The 16,938-nt window shown below is 66.0% G+C and carries 15 protein-coding genes and 2 tRNA genes; 7 read left to right on the forward strand and 10 right to left on the reverse strand.

The window, feature by feature from the left end; translation table 11 throughout:
* Positions 1-34 precede the first annotated feature (34 nt).
* The 3 genes from AR539_RS02240 to AR539_RS02245 all read left to right on the forward strand — a co-directional run bounded on the left by AR539_RS02240 (position 35) and on the right by AR539_RS02245 (position 443).
* Positions 35-108, forward strand: a tRNA-Ile gene (locus AR539_RS02240).
* 70 nt (positions 109-178) lie between these two features.
* Positions 179-295 carry a DLW-39 family protein gene (locus tag AR539_RS19610; protein ID WP_224048067.1) on the forward strand — a complete coding sequence of 39 codons (117 nt, stop codon included), beginning with the start codon at positions 179-181 and terminating at the stop codon, positions 293-295.
* 72 nt (positions 296-367) lie between these two features.
* Positions 368-443 (forward strand) — tRNA-Ala (locus AR539_RS02245).
* A 77-nt stretch (positions 444-520) separates the two neighbouring features.
* On the opposite strand, the gene AR539_RS02250 is transcribed toward AR539_RS02245, so the two are convergent.
* Positions 521-889: a cupin domain-containing protein gene (locus tag AR539_RS02250; RefSeq protein WP_066432175.1), complete on the reverse strand. Its 369-nt coding sequence runs from the start codon at positions 887-889 to the stop codon at positions 521-523.
* Between the two features lie 116 nt (positions 890-1,005).
* On the opposite strand from AR539_RS02250, the gene AR539_RS02255 reads away from it, so the two are divergent.
* Complete coding sequence (locus AR539_RS02255) at positions 1,006-1,920, forward strand: DMT family transporter (protein WP_066432180.1); 915 nt, start codon at positions 1,006-1,008, stop codon at positions 1,918-1,920.
* Between the two features lie 8 nt (positions 1,921-1,928).
* Here the strand turns inward: AR539_RS02255 and AR539_RS02260 are convergent, their stop codons facing one another.
* Together AR539_RS02260 and AR539_RS02265 are read right to left on the reverse strand one after the other, a co-directional pair.
* The gene (locus AR539_RS02260) at positions 1,929-2,804 is read right to left on the reverse strand and encodes a glycosyltransferase (protein WP_066432181.1); all 876 of its coding nucleotides are present in this window, start codon (positions 2,802-2,804) and stop codon (positions 1,929-1,931) included.
* A 151-nt stretch (positions 2,805-2,955) separates the two neighbouring features.
* Entirely contained in the window at positions 2,956-3,936 is a 981-nt protein-coding gene (locus AR539_RS02265; RefSeq protein ID WP_066432182.1) for a hypothetical protein, read from the reverse strand.
* 155 nt (positions 3,937-4,091) lie between these two features.
* On the opposite strand from AR539_RS02265, the gene AR539_RS02270 reads away from it, so the two are divergent.
* Both AR539_RS02270 and AR539_RS02275 read left to right on the forward strand, forming a co-directional pair.
* Positions 4,092-4,637: a peptidylprolyl isomerase gene (locus AR539_RS02270; RefSeq protein ID WP_066432183.1), complete on the forward strand. Its 546-nt coding sequence runs from the start codon at positions 4,092-4,094 to the stop codon at positions 4,635-4,637.
* A 9-nt stretch (positions 4,638-4,646) separates the two neighbouring features.
* Positions 4,647-5,525: a rhomboid family intramembrane serine protease gene (locus tag AR539_RS02275; RefSeq protein WP_066432185.1), complete on the forward strand. Its 879-nt coding sequence runs from the start codon at positions 4,647-4,649 to the stop codon at positions 5,523-5,525.
* A 1,156-nt stretch (positions 5,526-6,681) separates the two neighbouring features.
* Here AR539_RS02275 and AR539_RS02280 read toward each other — a convergent pair.
* Together AR539_RS02280 and AR539_RS02285 are read right to left on the reverse strand one after the other, a co-directional pair.
* Positions 6,682-7,287 carry a DNA-3-methyladenine glycosylase I gene (locus AR539_RS02280; protein WP_066432187.1) on the reverse strand — a complete coding sequence of 202 codons (606 nt, stop codon included), beginning with the start codon at positions 7,285-7,287 and terminating at the stop codon, positions 6,682-6,684.
* Positions 7,288-7,408: 121 nt separating this feature from the next.
* Complete coding sequence (locus tag AR539_RS02285) at positions 7,409-7,663, reverse strand: cell division protein CrgA (protein ID WP_066432189.1); 255 nt, start codon at positions 7,661-7,663, stop codon at positions 7,409-7,411.
* Between the two features lie 244 nt (positions 7,664-7,907).
* On the opposite strand from AR539_RS02285, the gene AR539_RS02290 reads away from it, so the two are divergent.
* Complete coding sequence (locus AR539_RS02290; RefSeq protein WP_066432191.1) at positions 7,908-8,549, forward strand: aminodeoxychorismate/anthranilate synthase component II; 642 nt, start codon at positions 7,908-7,910, stop codon at positions 8,547-8,549.
* 22 nt (positions 8,550-8,571) lie between these two features.
* Here the strand turns inward: AR539_RS02290 and pknB are convergent, their stop codons facing one another.
* From pknB to AR539_RS02315, 5 genes are read right to left on the reverse strand one after another with little or no spacing between them, the layout of a single operon-like run.
* Complete coding sequence (pknB, locus tag AR539_RS02295; RefSeq protein WP_066432195.1) at positions 8,572-10,512, reverse strand: Stk1 family PASTA domain-containing Ser/Thr kinase; 1,941 nt, start codon at positions 10,510-10,512, stop codon at positions 8,572-8,574.
* Positions 10,513-10,515: 3 nt separating this feature from the next.
* Positions 10,516-12,336, reverse strand: a complete 1,821-nt coding sequence (locus AR539_RS02300; RefSeq protein ID WP_066432197.1) for a protein kinase domain-containing protein — start codon at positions 12,334-12,336, stop codon at positions 10,516-10,518.
* On the reverse strand, positions 12,333-13,799 hold the full coding sequence (locus AR539_RS02305; RefSeq protein WP_066432200.1) for a peptidoglycan D,D-transpeptidase FtsI family protein: 1,467 nt from the start codon (positions 13,797-13,799) through the stop codon (positions 12,333-12,335). The genes AR539_RS02300 and AR539_RS02305 overlap by 4 nt, the downstream gene beginning before the upstream one ends.
* Positions 13,796-15,247, reverse strand: a complete 1,452-nt coding sequence (locus tag AR539_RS02310) for an FtsW/RodA/SpoVE family cell cycle protein (RefSeq protein WP_066432202.1) — start codon at positions 15,245-15,247, stop codon at positions 13,796-13,798. The genes AR539_RS02305 and AR539_RS02310 overlap by 4 nt, the downstream gene beginning before the upstream one ends.
* A complete protein-coding gene (locus AR539_RS02315) occupies positions 15,244-16,938 on the reverse strand; it encodes a PP2C family protein-serine/threonine phosphatase (RefSeq protein ID WP_442854390.1) in 1,695 nt (564 codons plus the stop codon). The genes AR539_RS02310 and AR539_RS02315 overlap by 4 nt, the downstream gene beginning before the upstream one ends.

The following is a 16,938-nucleotide window of genomic DNA, read 5'->3' on the forward strand; positions in this document are numbered from 1 at the left end:
CTGTAAAGTCATGTCTCGGCCCGATGAGGCATCGGGGCGTATAGCTCAGGCGGTTAGAGCGCTTCGCTGATAACGAAGAGGTCCCAGGTTCAAGTCCTGGTACGCCCACGGAATCTGTACAGATTCAAGTGGAGGTCCGGTTGATATTTGTTTATCACCGAACCGGAACGGGGTGCATGTGAAGAAGTTGCTGGTTGTTGCAGCTACGATCGCAGGCGTCCTGCTCTACAAGAAAGTGCAGGAATCCGAAGCCCGGAAAACTGTCTGGAGCGAATCAACCGATACGGTTGACTAGCCCGGATTCCCCGGCCCGGGAGCTGGAAATCAGCTCGCCGAACTAGGGTATGATTGACGGGTTGCTTCTTATGGGGGCATGGCGCAATTGGTAGCGCACCTGCTTTGCAAGCAGGGGGTTCGGGGTTCGAGTCCCCGTGCCTCCACCATAGGAAAGGCCCCGGACCGCAGAAATGCGGTCCGGGGCCTTTTGCATTCCCGGCGTGGACTGCCGGGCAGCGGCTGCTCATTCTTTGGGCTTGGCGTAGTCGTCCATTCCCTGCCAGTCGATGAAGACGTAGGGCTCGTCACCGACAACCCAGGCATCATGCCCCGGAGGGATGACGCCGTAGTCGCCGGGGCCGTACTCTGTCTCCTCGCCGTCGTCCATTACGACCTTAAGGCGTCCCGAAATCGTGTAGCCCTTGTGCGCCACCATGCAGCTGTCCGTCTGGGCAATCGGCTTGACGTGCTGCGACCATTTCCAGCCCGGCAGGAACGTCGCGCGGGCCACGGCGCCGCCATCGAGATTGACGAGCTCTACCTGGCCCATTCCGTCCTTCACGGGGCGGGTTTCCTCGGGATGGTCCAGGCTCTTGCGGATGGTTGAACCCATGTTGGTCTCCTTGAATAGGTGATGGTGAGACCGGATTTAAGACTGGCACCGCCCTATTTCGCCGTCAAGAACCCGCATGCCCGTGGAGGGCCCCACCGCCCCGCTACTGTTGGACCGTGAACTTCTTCCTCGCCGCGATCGGGGTCCTTGGCGTGGCCTCCTCCGGGCCGCTTATCGCCGCCACCTTGGGGGCAACATCGGTCAGCGCCCTGGCCATCGCTTTCTGGCGCAACGCGATCGGATCGGTGGTGATGGCCGGACCGGTACTCGTCCGGGACCCCCGCCAGTTCGGCCGGGTCACCGGTAGCGAATTCCGCTGGTCGCTCGCAGCGGCCGTGGCCCTGGCGTTGCACTTTGCCTGCTTCATTACCTCGCTGCAGTTGACCTCCGTTGCCGCGGCAACCGCGCTGGTCTGCCTGCAGTCCGGCTGGATTGCCGTCTTCCAGCTCTTCCGGGGAGTGAAGCACCGCTGGCCGGTGCTGGTCGGGCTGGGGATCTCCTTTGGCGGCGTCATCGCGATCACCGGCTTCGACATGGGGACTTCCTCGGAGGCACTGCTGGGCGACCTGCTGGCGCTGGCGGGCGGCGCGCTGGCGGGCATCTACACCCTGGCCGGAGGCAAGGCGCGCCAGACCATGGGCACGGGCGTGTACACCACCCTCTGCTACGGGATGTGTGCTGCCGTTGTCGCGGTGCTGGCGCTCTTTGCCCGGCAGCCACTTGCGGGCTTTGAAGCGGCCGGCTGGCTGGGCATCCTGGCCATCACGGTGTGCGCCCAGCTGATCGGGCACACCGCCTTCAACCACCTGCTCGCCACCATGAGCCCGCTGCTGGTCTCGATGATCATCCTGCTGGAGATTCCGGGCGCCGCACTGCTGGCCGCCGCGTTCCTCTCCGAAACGCTTCCGGCCGGTACCTACGCCGGACTGGCGATGATCCTGGTGGGGCTCGCCGTCGTGGTTGTGGGGCAGCGGGGCTCCCGCCAGGTGCGCCGCGGCGCGGCCCCGCTGGCGGAGCTGGGAGCGGACTGACTCGGGGGCTACTGGCCGCCGCGGCGGGCAGGCTGGGCGGTATTCACCGTGTGGATGGCGCGCAGCAGCTTGGCCGGGAAGTACACCGAGAAGAAGACCACCATGGGGGCCTTGAGTGCCATCTTCTTGACGTTGTGCGCCTTGTAGGTGCGGTCAAAGCGCGTCACGTAGTACCGGTAGTCGCGGGGCGAGTCTTCCAGCCGGCGCGCGGACATCCCCGAGACCATCTGCGGCCAGTACTGGATCCGGAGGTCATGGTCGGCCAGGTGGAGGGACAGATCGATGTCCTCATGCATCTCGTCCTTTTCATCCCGGCACGCCTCGCCCCGGATGACCTCCCAGGCGGACCGGCGGAGCGCCATGTTGGACCCGAAAAGGAAATGGTACTGGTGCTTGGCGAGCCTGAGCATCAGCTGACGCATTTTGTCATCGGCCTTCAGGCCAAAGCGCCGCATGGGCATGTCGTAGTAGACCACCGGGCCGGTCGCGGCGTGCACGGACTTGTCCCGGAAGGCTTTCTGCACCTGCTCCACCCAGTCCGGCTCCAGCACGGAGTCGGCGTCGATCCGCCCGAGGATGTCTCCGGTGGCGTGGTCGAGGCCGAAGTTGCGGGTAGGGATCAGTCCCTGGTCCTTGTCCTGGCTAAGCAGGATGATGGGGCTCTCGACGTATTCCAGCTGCATCTGCCGGACGATCTCGGCGGTGCGGTCGGTCGACATGTTGTCGACGACGATGATCTCGTGGGCCGGGACGGACTGGTACACGGCGGCGATGAGGCACTGCCGGATGACACTTTCCTCGTTGTACGCAGGGATGACAATGGACACCGCCGGCGTCTGCACGGCATCGTGTGAGGCGTCCTCTGAGGATTTTTCGGGTGACATCCCCACAAATTTAGCATCACCGCGAATTTCCCTGCCCGGTGCCGGGCAGGGCCACGGCTACGAACTGGTAACCATCTGAGCCCAAAAAAGGGAGGGATCCCGCCAGTGGCGGAATCCCTCCCTCAACGGCCGCCGAAGGCAGCCGGGCGCACTAGGCGCCGGTGTTCTTGTCCGAACCGTTGTTCAGGCTCGCAGCAATGTTCTTGACTGCCGTCTTCGCATCGGTGGCAACCTTCGCGGAGGCGTCAGTGATGTCCTCAGCGGCGTCCTTGGCTGCGTGCTTGGCGGCATCGGCGGCGTCGTCGGTGGACTTGGCAGCGTCCGCCGAGGCATCCGCGACGGCGTCCGCAGCTGCAACCGTGGCTGCGCCGGCCTGGCCGGCTGCATCCTGGGCAGCTTCCTTGACGTCCTTGACCGTGGTGGCCGGGGCTGGGGCCGGCGTTACCGGGGCCGGGGTCTTCCAGGGGTCCTCGACCGGCTTGGACGCCTTCCATGCGGCGGCAGCGGCGGCCGCAGCCGCAGCGATGATGCCGAAGATCAGCCAGCCGCGGTGCTTGGATTTCTGCGGCTTTGCTGCCTCGATGTTGACAGCCTTGCCGGCCTTCTTGGCAGCGACCTTGACGTGGCCGCCTGCGGTCTTGGCCTGCTCCTGGACGGCGTGGATGATTCCCGCCTCGCTGAGCTTCTGGGCAACCGCGTCAACGTGCGCCGGGGCGGCGTCAAGCGTGCGGTGCACGGCGTCGGATGCGTGGCCGATCTGGTCGGAAAGCCTCGGCAGGTACTCGACCACAACCCGGTCGCGGGCGTTGGCGATCACCGGAGTGGCCTTGTCCACAGCCTCGTGAAGGCGAGGGGTGGCGCCTTCGACGGCGTCACTGATCTTCGGTGCGAGCTGGGCCAGGCCGTCCTGGAGGCGCGGCGTCACCGTTGCAACACCGCCGGCAAGGTTGTGCGCTGCCGACTTGAGACCCTCCTGGATCTTGGGAGAAGCGGTGTCCAGACCCTGCTGCAGACGCGGAACGGCCCAGCTGACTGCTGCTTCCACCCGCGGGGCTGCCCAGTCCTTGGCGGTTTCTACCCCGGTGCTGACTGACTGCTCCAGCTCACGGGCAATACGATCCGTTTTCTTCACAACTACCTCCCGATTAATGTGACGGTTCTGCTGTTAGCCTACGTGGCCCGGACCTCACCGGCTATTCTTCGGCCCGATTTTGGGCGGATTTCACCCAGCGCGGAACTGGCGGACCGGCCCTTGGTCCAAATGCCGGTCATGGAAGAATAGGGGTTATGACTGCCATCGCAACCGCAAAAGCAACCATCCACACGAGCATGGGCGACATCGTCGTCAACCTCTTCGGCAACCACGCCCCCAAGACGGTCGACAACTTCGTCGGACTGGCCACGGGCGAGAAGGCCTGGACCCACCCGGAGACCGGTGAGGACAAGACCGGGACGCCGCTCTACAACGGCACCATCTTCCACCGAATCATCAAGGACTTCATGATCCAGGCCGGCGATCCGCTGGGCCGCGGCGTCGGCGGACCGGGCTACAAGTTCGATGACGAGATCCACCCGGAACTGACGTTCAACGAGCCCTACAAGCTGGCCATGGCGAACGCCGGCATCCAGATGGGCCGCGGCACCAACGGTTCGCAGTTCTTCATCACCACCATCCCCACCGGCTGGCTGCAGGGCAAGCACAGCATCTTTGGCGAAGTGGCCGACGAGGACTCCAAGAAGGTTGTCGACTCCATCGAGGGTGTCCGTACCGGCATGGGTGACCGCCCGGTCGAGGACGTCACCATCAACAGCATTGATGTCGAAAAGCTCTAAAGCCAGCGCATGAGCTACGGAATTCCGGCGGCAGAGCCGTCCGCGCAGGTCCCGGTGTGCCCCCGGCACCCGGACCGCCCCGCCTATGTGCGCTGCCAGCGGTGCGGGCGCCCTGCGTGCCCCGACTGCCAGCGGGCGGCCGCCGTCGGATTCCAGTGCGTTGACTGTGTCAACGAAACAAAACGTTCGACGCCGGACGTCAAGACCGTCTACGGCGGCGCCGTGACCACCGGCAGGCCCGTGGTCACGCTTTCCCTCATTGCCCTGTGTGGCGTGCTGTACGTGCTGCAGTGGATCGTCCCCAACGACGCGATCTACCGGAACCTGGCGTTCGCCACGGTCTACGCCAGCCCGGAATACGGGGTCTTCGAACCTTGGCGGATGCTGACCTCCGCTTTCCTTCATTCCCAGGGCTTTATCCTCCACATCGCGCTCAACATGTACATGCTGTGGGTGTTCGGACAGGCACTCGAGCCGCTCCTGGGAAGGATCCGCTTCCTCGCGGTGTACCTGCTCTCTGCCCTCGGCGGCTCCGTCGGGTACCTCCTGCTGACTCCCGGCTACGTCCCCGGCCAGCCCCTCAGTGCAGTGGTGGGCGCCTCGGGCGCCATATTCGGTCTCTTCGGCGCCATGCTGGTGGTCCAGCGCCGCCGCGGCGGCGACACGAGGCAGCTCTGGGTGCTGATCCTTATCAACGGCGCCATCGGCTTCGTGGTCCCCTCGATCGCCTGGCAGGCCCACCTTGGCGGAGCGGTCACTGGTGCCCTCTGCGCCGCCGTGCTGGCGTACACGCCCCGCGGCCCGCGGCAGGGCCTGCTGCAGGCCGGCGGCCTCCTGCTGGTCCTGGTCCTGCTGATTGCCGTCTCGGCCGTCCGGGTAGCCAGCTAACCGCGCCTGCCTCGCATTCACCGCCGCCCGCCGACCCGGGCCGCCAGACCCGCCTGCCGCGCATTCCCCGGCCGCCCGCCGACCCGGGCCGCCAGACTCGCCCCCGCGCATTCCCCGGCCGCCCGCTGCCGGTGACGACGCTCCAGCCCAGTTACCTCGGGCCTGACCGGGCCGCGGTGTGCAGGAACCCCCTGTTTCCGGGGCGGAGCCGGCGTCGAGGGCGGAGTAACTGGGCAGGAACGTCGCGCCTCCGCACTTCCCGGCACCCCCGAGATCCGTCCGACGGGCCTAGAGATCCCAGAACCACCTCACTGGCGAGCGTTTCCCACAGAGCCCTCACGTTATCCACAGCCACGCGCTGCCCCACACCCACGTGAGCTTTGCAGTGCGGGGTGGATTGCACGTCACCCCGCCAGGTTCGGCGGGCCACTCACTCTCGCGAACACTCAACTTGTCCACAGGGGTTATCCACACTGTTGGTAACTTACAAGGCTGTAGTTCAAAGCCCGGAGCCGGATCTGAGGGCCACAACGGGCGATTTTCTCCCCGCTGGCTTCATAATGTCCACATCTGTGGATAACTTCTGTGGGAACTCCTGTGGTTAAGTGGACAACCCGGCGGCATAGCGCGGAAATGCCCCTCCCGAGGCCCCAAGAACCGGAACTCCAGCCCCGTGGTACACCTCCTGACGGTCCGCAAGGCCGGATTACATCAGATTTCAACAGCGTTATTCACAGTGTTAATAACGCTGCCCCAAGGGCGAATCGGGGCGAAGTTCGCGCCAGGCGGCGCGAGGACGACTCGAACCGGGGCCGCAACTGAAACTTATCCCCACCTGTGGATAAGTTGTGGGTACTGAAGTGTTATTAAGTGGATAACCGGCCCCTGCAGCGGTCGGGGGCAGGAAGATCCTCAAATGCGGGGGAACCCGGACTCAGGATCATTGCCGCCGCCCGGATGGGAACCAAGGTTCCGGCTTATCCACAGCCAATCCACACTGTTAATAACTCACTTGCTTGTACTTCCGGTGAGTTCCCCGGACAGATCCCGGATCTGAGGGCCACAGTGCACGGATGGCGGCGCGGATTTGGCTGGAACCGCGGCCAAGTTATCAACATTGTGGATAACTTAACGGAACTTGTGCACAGCGGTTCCGTCAGCGGGGCCAGATGCCCGAGGATCCGCGGCGGTGGCTGTCGAGCAGGTGGGTGTCGATCATGCCGATAGCTTCCATCAGCGCAGACATCGTGGTGGGACCCACGAACGCGAAGCCGCGCTTCCGCAGGGCCTTGGACAGCGCGACCGATTCTGCCGACGTGGTGGGGATATCCTCATGGCGCGCCGGTTCCGGAGTGGCATCAGGCTGGAAGCCCCAGACAAAGTCGACCAGGCCGCCGTCGTCGCGCAACGCGATGGTGGCCTGTGCGTTGGTGATGGCAGCCCGGATCTTGAGCCGGTTACGGACGATTCCGGCGTCTAGGAGGAGACGCTCCACATCCGCCTCCGTAAAGGCAGCCACCGTATCGGGGTGAAAATCGTGGAACGCGGCCCTGAACGCCGGGCGCTTCCTGAGAATAGTGGCCCAGGAGAGCCCGGCCTGGAAGGCCTCAAGGCTGATCCGCTCGTAGAGTCCCTGTTCGTCGCGGACCGGCAGTCCCCACTCGGTGTCGTAGTACTCGCGGAGCATCGGATCGACGGACGCCCACGGGGGCCGGGCCAGTCCGTCGTCGCCGATCACTGTGCCGGTTACTGCCGGGGTCATGGCTGTTCCTTCGCTAGGCGCGTCCGTTGTCCCAGCATTATCGGTCCCCCGGCCGCCATCACGCCAACGCAGGAAAGACCGGCACACAGGGTGTACCGGTCTTTCTGTCGTGAGGGAGGCGTCAGGAGCGCCAGCGGGTGGTCATGAGGAACCCGATGATGGCAATCCCAAAGCCGGCGATGATGTTCGCGGACCCCCAGGCGGCCACCGGGTAGGCGCCTTCGCTGATGTAGAACGTGATGATCCACAGGAGCCCGATGATCATCAGCCCGAACATCACCGGCTTGAACCAGACCGGATTGGGCTTGTAGGCCTGCGCGGCCGAGGTCTGCGGCGTCTCGTGGTTCGTCTTTTTACGTCGCTTTGACTCGGGCACGGGTCCTCCTAGGCGGCGGGAACAGGAGCGCGACCCCGGCTTGATATCCTGCAAGGAGGAATACACCGGGCGGTCAGCACGCTCTTGGTCTTGTTTAAGTTCATATTCGGAGCCAATTCTAGCTGTAGTTCAGGCCACAGTGGTTTTGGCTGCCCGCGTGCTGATATGGATGGTTCAGTCCCTTTTCCGCGGCGGGACAACTGGCCCCGTTCACTGATTCAACGATTGGTTCAGCAAGGCACCCATGAGTACAACCAAGATCCTAGTCGTCGACAACTACGACAGTTTTGTCTACACCCTGGTGGGCTACCTTCAGGAGCTCGGTGCCGAGACGACTGTGGTCCGCAACGACGACGTCACCCTGGCCGAAGCGATCGAGCTGGCGGAGGCGCGCGACGGTGTCCTCATCTCCCCGGGCCCCGGCAATCCCGCCGGCGCAGGAGTCTGCATCGAGCTGATCAAATGGTGCGGCAGCCACAACAAGCCCATGCTGGGAGTCTGCCTCGGGCACCAGGCCCTGGCTGAAGCCTACGGGGGCACCGTGACTCACGCCCCGGAACTGATGCATGGCAAGACATCCCTTGTGGAGCACCACGGCACCAGTGTCTTTGCCGGTCTGCCTTCTCCCTTCACGGCCACCCGCTACCACTCCCTCGCCGCCGTCCGGGCGAGCATCCCCGAGGTCCTCGAGATCACTGCAGAAACTGCGACCGGGGTGGTTATGGGCCTCCAGCACCGCACCGCGCCACTGTGCGGTGTGCAGTTCCACCCGGAGTCCGTGCTCACCGAAGGCGGGTACCAGATGCTGGGCAACTGGCTCGAGTCCCTGGGCATGGCCGGAGCCGCCCAGCGGGCGGCGGCACTGAGCCCGCTCATCCAGCACTAGCGGACCGCCCTGCAGGGGCGGATCAGTCCTTGCTGCCCTTGGTGGATGTGGGGGTCGGAGTGGGCGTGGGGCTCGGCGACGGCGGCGGTGGCGGGGCTTTGGCTACGGTGACGGTGACCGTCTTGCCCTGTTCCACGAGGGATTCCGCCGCGTCCGCCTGACCGGTGACCTTCCCCGGTTCCACCTGCGAGTTTTCGACTTCCGTGGCGTTGATGCCGAGGCCAAGGGCCTTCAGTGCTGCTTCAGCCTCTGCGAGGGGAAGGCCGACAAGTTGCGGCACCGCCACCTTGCCCGTGGACACGATGATTTCCACCGTGCTGCCCGCCGCGACGTTCTGCCCCGGCGCCGGGTTGGTGGTGATCACAATCCCGGCCGGAACCGTGGCGCTGTTGGCCATGGTGGTCCCCGGCGCCCCGACGAGGCCCTTCTGGCGCAGCACGTCCCGGGCCGCCGCCTCCGTCCGCCCGGGCAGGTCCGCCGGGATGGTGATGACGCTGGGTCCTTCGGAAATATTCAGGGTGATGTCCGAGTCCGGGTCCAGTGAGCTTCCCGTGGCCGGCACAGTGCCGATCGCGATGCCCTTGGCAATGGTCTCGTGCTGCATCCTGCTGAGCTGCGGCTTGAGCCCGGCGTTGTACAGCTTCTGGAGTGCCTCGGTTTCGGTCAACGACGTCACCGAGGGGACCAGGATCTTCGCCACCGGAGGCGGCGGCTGGTTCATCATGTTGTAGAGCCACAGACCGCCTCCCGCCAGCACCAGCAATGTGAGCATCACGAGCGTGGCGATCCACGTGCGGCGGCGGGACTTCTGGCGCGGAGTGTGTTCGCGTTCGGGGGGCAGGACCAGCGGCAGGCTGCCGGTGTCGGCCTCGTCGTAGGCCCTCTGCGCCATCGCGGCGTCGTCGTCCGCCGTCTCGAGCGGGCGGAGCCTGCCGGTAGGAGCATCGTCAAGGAACTTCGCACCCGTCATGGAGAATGCCGCGGTGGGAATGCCGTCCGACGCCGGAACAGTGTTTTGGGGGTCCGTCGCCGCCTCGCTGGCAGCCGGCGGGGTGACCCCAACGCCGCTTCGCGCGGCACGGAGGGCGCGGCGGAAGGCTGCCGCGTCCTGGAAGCGGTCCGCACGGTTCTTCTGCAGCGCCTTCATCAGCACGCTGTCGAGCGCCTCGGAAACGTCCGGATTCAGGCTGCTGGCCAGTTCAGGAATTTCGCGCACATGCTGGTATGCGACGGACACCGGGCTGTCGCCGATGAACGGCGGCCGGCCCGCCAGCATCTCGTACAGCAGGCAGCCGGCGGAATAGAGGTCGCTGCGGGCGTCCACCGTTTCGCCGCGGGCCTGCTCCGGGGACAGGTACTGCGCCGTCCCCACCACGGCCTGGGTTTGGGTCATGGTCGCTGCCGAATCGGCCATGGCGCGGGCAATGCCGAAGTCCATGACCTTGACGCTGTTGGCATCGGGGCAGAACATCACGTTGGCCGGTTTGATGTCGCGGTGGACGATCCCGGCCTTGTGGCTGTAGTCCAGTGCGGCGAGGACGCCCAGCGTGAAGTCGATGGCCTGGTCGATGGTGACCTCTTTGGCCCGGATCAGGTCACGGATGGTTTTGCCGGAGACGAACTCCATCACGATGTACGGAACCCGGACGGTGTCCTCGTGGTCGCCGGGGACGGCGTGGTCACCGGTGTCGTAGATGGCAACGATCGAGGGGTGGTTCAGGGCGGCGACAGCCTGGGCCTCGCGTTTGAACCTGGCCTGGAACTGGGGGTCCCTGGCCAGGTCCGGGCGCAGCAGTTTGATGGCCACGGTGCGTCCCAGGCGGGTGTCGATGCCCCGGAAGACGTCGGCCATGCCGCCGCGGCCGATCAGCTCACCCAGCTCATAACGCCCGCTGAGGATGCGCTGCGTGTTCACTGGGCCGCTATCCTCCCGGTGTGATGGAGTGCGGGGTGGATTGGACATGGCTTACGTTCCCGTGGGACTCGGGGTGGAAGTTGCGGCCGGGGCCTTCGCCAGGTGGTAGGTCACAACCGAACCGGCCGGAACCTTGCTGCCGGAGGCGGGCTCTGAGCTCACGAAGGTGCCGGTTTTTTCGTCCTTGCTGGTGGGGCTGACGTCGGCACCCTTCGCCCAGCGCAGGCCGGCATTCTGGATGGCCTGCTGGACCGCGGCCTCGCTCGCCCCGGACTGGAGCGACGGGACCGTGACGGACTCGGGGCCCTTCGAGTAGCTCACCGTGATGGTGGTACCCGGCTGGACCCGCCCGGACGGATTGATGTCGACGACGGTTCCGGGGGCGGAATCGTCGAAGACCTCGTTACCGTCAACAGTCAGCCCCAGTGCGCCCAGTTCGCTGCGGACCTCGTTGTACTGCCGGCCCAGGTAGCTTTCCGGAATCAGGTTGATCGCGGCAGGCGTGGACTGCGTGGGCGTCGCGGAGCTGCTGGTGGGGCTGGGACTCGACGACGTGGGCGACGCACTGGTGGTGGTCGGTGAGGCGCTGGTGGTGGTGGCGGCGGCGCTGCTGCTCGCCGGCGTCTCAGGGAACAGGATTCCCGCCTGGGTCAGCATGACGCCCACCAACGAGAACAGCACCAGCAGAATCAGGGCAATGAGCGGCCAGGTCCACGGGCTGCGGCCGCGGCGCTTCGGCTCCTCGACCGGCTCGTCGTAGTCGTCATCTTCATCCTCTTGGACCCAGTTGCGTTCCGCGGCGAGGGCATCGGCGCGCGAGAGCGTGTTCCGGGCACCGTACGCACTGGCGGCGGCTGCGCCGGCAGCGACACCTGCCGCGGCCCCCGCGCCGGCAGCGCCCACCACAGGCAGTGCCGAGGTGGCCGACGTCGTCCGGTCTGCAGTGCCGATGACGCCCGTTGCCGCCGTCGGAAGGTCCACCGGCGCCGTGATGGGGCCGGTTGCCGCCTCGAAGAGGAGCATGCCCGGAACGGCGGCGTGCGCCTTGGCGATATCGCCGTTCCGGATGGCTTCGGCGGCTTCGGAGAGCTTGAGCGCGTCCGCCGGGCGGTTCTTGGGATCCTTGGCAAGCATGGACATCAGCAGGGCACGGACCGGCTTGGGCAAGGTTTCCGGCAGCGGCGGCGGGGCGTCGTTGACCTGGGCCAGCGCGATCGCGATCTGCGATTCGCCGGAGAACGGGCGGTGGCCGGTGAGGCATTCGTAGCCGATCACGCCGAGGGCGTAGATGTCTGATGCGCCGGTGGCGACCTGGCCCGTGGCCTGCTCCGGGGCCAGGTACTGGGCGGTGCCCATCACCTGCCCGGTCTGGGTCAGCGGAACCTGGTCCGCCAGCCGGGCGATGCCGAAGTCGGTGACCTTGACGCGGCCGTCCGGGGTGATCAGCAGGTTCCCCGGCTTGATGTCGCGGTGCACCAGGCCCTGGGCGTGCGCCACGGAGAGCGCCCGCGCCGTCTGGGCGATCATGGACAGGGTGCGGTCCGGCGAGAGCACCTGCTCGTGCTCGATGATGCTGCTCAGCGGCTGGCCCGGCACCAGCTCCATGACAAGGTAGGCGGAGCCTTCCTCCTCGCCGTAGTCGAAGACGTTGGCAATGCCCACGTGGTTCAGGAGCGCGGTGTGGCGTGCCTCGGCGCGGAACCGCTGGAGGAAGCCAGGATCGCCTGTGTACTCCTCCTTGAGCACCTTAATGGCGACGATGCGGCCAAGGATCAGGTCTTTGGCTTTCCAGACTTCTCCCATGCCGCCGATTGCAATCCGCGTGGTCAGCTGGAACCTGCCGCCGAGGGTGATTCCTGATGAAGGCCTCACTTTTTCAACACCGCCTCAAAAATCTTCTTCGCGTTCGGACTGGTTAGCTTTGCGCCGGTGGTGATGTCTACGCCTTCCATGACGATAGTGACAGCCACCTGCGGGTCATTCGCCGGGGCGAACCCGGTAAACCATGAGTTGTTCAGGCCGTTGCCGAGCTCGGCGGTGCCGGTCTTTCCCGCCACCCGGACACCGGGGACGGCCGCCCCGCGGCCGATGCCCTCGCTGACGACGCTGACCATCCATTCGTTGATCTGCCGGGCGATGTCCGGCGTGGTGGAGGTCCGCAGGGGCTGGGGCTTCGGTTCGCTGATGGGACGGAGGTCCGGGGACCGCACGGCCTTGATCAGGTTGGGCTGCATCTGCACCCCGCCGTTGGCGATGGCGGCCGTCATCTGGTTGATCTGCAGCGGCGTCGCACGGACATCGCGCTGGCCGATCGACGACTGGGCCAGGCTGGCGTCATCCAGTTTCTCGGTGTCCTCGCCCGGGAAGAAGCTCGGGGCAGAGTCCAGCTTCAGCTGGTCGCCGAACTCCTGCCCGAAGCCGAACTTCTCCGCCTCATCCGCGATGGCCTGCTGCCCCAGGTCCAGGGCGATGCTGGCAAAGGGGGTGTTGCAGGACTGCTGCAGGGCGAAGGCAAACGTGGCAGTGTCCCGGGTGTAGCAGTTGCCGCCGGCGTAGTTGGGAAGTGTGTACTGGATGCCGGGGAAGGACATCTCTGCCGGGTTGGGCAGGAGACTGTCCTTGTTGTACTTCCCCGATTTCAGCGCCGCGGACGTATCGATGAGCTTGAACACCGACCCCGGGGCCAGCAGCTCCCCGGTGGGTCCGCTGACGTTCTGGTTCAGGTTGATCCCCGGGATCTTGTTCAGTTCCGCGAAGTTGGCGGCTTCCGCCACCGGGTCCTGGGTGGCGATGAGGTTGGGGTCGTAGGACGGCTTGGACACCATGGCGATGATCGCCCCGGTCTTCGGGTTGGTGACCACGATGGACCCGCGCTGGCCGTCCGGGATGAGGTCGTACGCGAGCTTCTGGATCTCGGGGTCCAGGGTGAGTTCCACGGAGGCGCCCTTGGGCTGGTTGCCGAGGAAGAGCTGTCCCACACGGTCCAGGAACTGCTGGTCCGAGCTGCCTGCGAGTTCCTTGTTCATGGTGCTCTCCAGCCCCGTGACGCCGAAGCTGCGGGAGAAGTAGCCGGTGATTCCGGCGTACGGTTCCGGCTGGGTGTAGGTGCGCTGGAACATGCAGCTTTCGGAGGCAGGCACGGACTCCGCCACAGGGGCGCCGCCGACGATGATGGCGCCGCGGTCGTTGCAGTAGTTCTGCAGGAGGGTGCGCTTGTTCCAGGCGTTGGCCTCGAGGTCGTCCGCGCCGATCACCTGGACGTAGCTGAGCGCGCCGAAGATCAGCACGAACATGGCGATGGAGGCGATCCACGCGTTGCGGATGGCTTGGTTCACAGCTTCACCGCCTCGGTGGGAGCGTCCGGACTGTTCCGTCCGGTGCCGGGAACGGCGGCCGGCTTCGAGGGCATGGCAGGCGTGGCTTTCTGTGCGTCGGGTTCTTCACCGGGAGCCAGCGGGGTGGTGTCCACCGGGCCGCGCGCCGAGTGCGAGATCATCAGCAGCAGCCCCACAATGATCCAGTTGGCCAGCAGCGAGGAGCCGCCCGCGGCCAGGAACGGCGTGGTGAGGCCGGTGAGGGGGATAAGCCGGGTGACGCCGCCGATCACGACGAAGCACTGCAGCGCTATGGCGAAGGAAAGGCCCGTGGCCAGCAGCTTCCCGAACGCGTCGCGGGTGCCGAGCGCCGCGCGGAAACCGCGGGTGAACAGCAGCAGGTACATCAGGACGATCGCGAAGAGGCCGATCAGGCCAAGTTCCTCGCCGAAGGACGCGATGATCATGTCGCTGTTGGCAAAGGGAACCAGGTTGGGGCGCCCCTGGCCGAGTCCGGTGCCGACGAGTCCGCCGTTGGCCATGCCGAACAGGCCCTCGACGATCTGCAGGCTGCCGCCGAACTCGCGGCCGTAAACCTCGTCGGTGAACGCGTTGATCCAGCCGTCAATCCGCAGGGCGACGTGGGAGAACACCCGGGAGGCGACGAACCCGCCGGCCGCAATGAGCCCGACGCCGATGATAACCCAGCTGATGCGGCTGGTGGCCACGTAGATCATGACCAGGAACAGGCCGAAGAACAGGATCGAGGAGCCCAGGTCGCGCTGGAAGATCAGAACGCCGATGCTGACGAGCCACGCGGCGATCATGGGTCCCATGTCCTTGAACCGGGGGAACTGGATGGGACCGACCTTCCTGCCGGCGAGCAGGATGAGGTCCCGGTTGGAGGAAAGATACCCGGCGAAGAATATGGCGAGCGTGATCTTGGCGATTTCACCGGGCTGGAAGGTCATGGACCCGAACCTGATCCAGACGCGGGCGCCGAGGATCTCACCGGCCGAGATGCCGGGAACCAAGGGCAGGATCAGCAGGCCGGCGCTGACGGCGAGGGAGATATACGTGAAACGTCGCAGGATCCGGTGGTCCTTGAGGAACCAGATGACAGCGATTGAAACCGCCATCGCCACCAGCGTCCAGCGCAGCTGGTTGTTGCCGGTGTCTTCCCCGACCCGGTCCAGCCGGTGGATCATGGCGAGCCCGAGGCCGTTGAGGGCCACCACCAGGGGAAGTATTACCGGATCGGCATATTTAGCCCGGAAGCGCAGCACCAAGTGGAATGCCAGGGCGGCGACGGCCAGCAGGCTGGACTGGAACCAGAAGTCGGTGTCGAACGCCTTCTGCTGGTCTACGCCAACCAAGGCGTTCGCGCCGATGCCGACCGCGAGGGCCAGTACCAGCAGGACCAGTTCAACGTTCCGCCGCGGCCTGGGCGTGGGATCAATGGGTGTCACTGGCCCACCTCACAAATCGGGGCCGTGGGGGACGGCGTGGCGGTGCCTGCGGCCCCGGGACTTGCCGTGGCATCAGGGCTCGCGGTGGCCTCCGGTGCCGCGGGTGCCGCCGGAGCGGAAGCATCGGGAGTCGGCGTCGGGGACGCCGACGGGGTGATGCACTCGTCCGCGGGGGCGGTGGTGCCGGTGCGTTCGAGGTTCTTGACGATCCGCTGGGCGTCGTAAAGGTCCCGTGCCGGGACTGTCTGGCGGACGCGCTGCTGGGAGAACTCGGGCAGGTCCGACATCCGGATCTCAGTCTCCGCTTCGAGGGTGGAAAGCTGGAGGGGCCCCAGGCGCTGGGAAACACCGTTGAAAATTGCCACGTGCTGGTTGTGCTCCCCGATGTAGTAGCGCGTCTGGGTCCAGGCGTAGCCGAGCCACAGGCCGACGGTGAGAAGTGCCACGATGGCTGCGGCAATGGAGACCGTCACCCAGCGGCGCGGCCGGCCCGCCGGCTTGTAGTCCTCGGCCTCTTCGCGGGCCTGTTCCGACTTGTGGGTCAGGACGGTGGCCGCCCGGCGGGCCATGGTGCGTCCCGCGATGGTGGGGATGGACCCGGTTTCGGCGGCAGTGGCGGCAGCGCCGACCAGTTCGTGGGGGCGTCCGGCGAGTTCCTCGCGGAGCACTTCGGCGGAAAGGTGCTCACCGAGGTGCGGATCCGTGGAGGTGCCGGGTTCGCCGGTCCCGGACGCGTCGCCGTCGGGTTTGTCAGCCGCTGCTTCGGCGGGCTTTTCCCCAAGCCCTTCCGCCTTGGCCGTGCCGAACGTGCTTCCGGTCCGCCGCGATTCGCTCTCCGACAGGGTTGCGGTGACCGTGGAGGCCGGTGTGGGCGGGACAATCTCGACGGCGGCAGTGCGGACATCGTCCGTGGTCTGTTCGGCGATCTCGAGCATCACGATGGTGACATTGTCGGGGGCGCCGGCCTCGAGGGTGAGGTCCACCAGGAGTTCCACGCACTCGCGCAGGTCCTTTGTTTCCCGGACCGTGCGCTCCACCACGTGGCCGGCTACGTAGTTCAGGCCGTCGGAGCACAGCAGCCACCGCTCGCCGGGTTCCACGTCCAGGGTCTGGAGGTCCAGTTCAGGGCTGGCGTCGACGTCGCCGAGGACACGCATCAGGACATTCTTGTGCGGATGGGTCTCCGCTTCTTCCGGACGGAGCCGGCCTTCGTCGATGAGGCGCTGGACGAACGTGTGATCGACGCTGACCTGCTCGAATTCACCGTTCCGCAGGCGGTACGCGCGCGAATCGCCAATGTGGGCGAAGTGCAGTTTCCCCTCCGCAAGGAGGAGGGCCGTCACCGTGGTGCCCATGCCCGCCAGCTTGGGGTTCATGTGCACCAGCTCGGAGAGCAGCGAATTGGCGGTCTGGATTTCGTCCGCCAGGACGGTGCCCGCGTCGCCGTCGTAGTCGTCCTTGTCCAGATGGATCATGTCGAGCACCGTGGCGGCCGAGGCGACATCGCCTCCGGCGTGCCCGCCCATGCCGTCGGCGACAACGGCGAGGTGGCGGCCGACGTACGCCGAGTCGTCGTTCTTCGCGCGCACCCGGCCGACGTCGGAGCGCGCGGCAAAGCGCATGATGAGCGGCCGCAGCGGGGCAGCCGTGGTGCCTTCGGCCCTGTCTGCGGGGCGATCCGGGGCGGTCAC

This window comes from Arthrobacter sp. EPSL27 (assembly GCF_001512305.1).
Classification (GTDB): Bacteria; Actinomycetota; Actinomycetes; order Actinomycetales; family Micrococcaceae; genus Arthrobacter.

Coding starts and splice junctions, on each gene's coding strand:
- AR539_RS02290 (WP_066432191.1), top strand. CDS start 7,908: ATGAGTACAACCAAGATCCTAGTCGTCGACAACTACGACAGTTTTGTC.
- AR539_RS02250 (WP_066432175.1), bottom strand. CDS start 889: ATGGGTTCAACCATCCGCAAGAGCCTGGACCATCCCGAGGAAACCCGC.
- AR539_RS02275 (WP_066432185.1), top strand. CDS start 4,647: ATGAGCTACGGAATTCCGGCGGCAGAGCCGTCCGCGCAGGTCCCGGTG.
- pknB (WP_066432195.1), bottom strand. CDS start 10,512: ATGTCCAATCCACCCCGCACTCCATCACACCGGGAGGATAGCGGCCCA.
- AR539_RS02280 (WP_066432187.1), bottom strand. CDS start 7,287: ATGACCCCGGCAGTAACCGGCACAGTGATCGGCGACGACGGACTGGCC.
- AR539_RS02260 (WP_066432181.1), bottom strand. CDS start 2,804: ATGTCACCCGAAAAATCCTCAGAGGACGCCTCACACGATGCCGTGCAG.
- AR539_RS02270 (WP_066432183.1), top strand. CDS start 4,092: ATGACTGCCATCGCAACCGCAAAAGCAACCATCCACACGAGCATGGGC.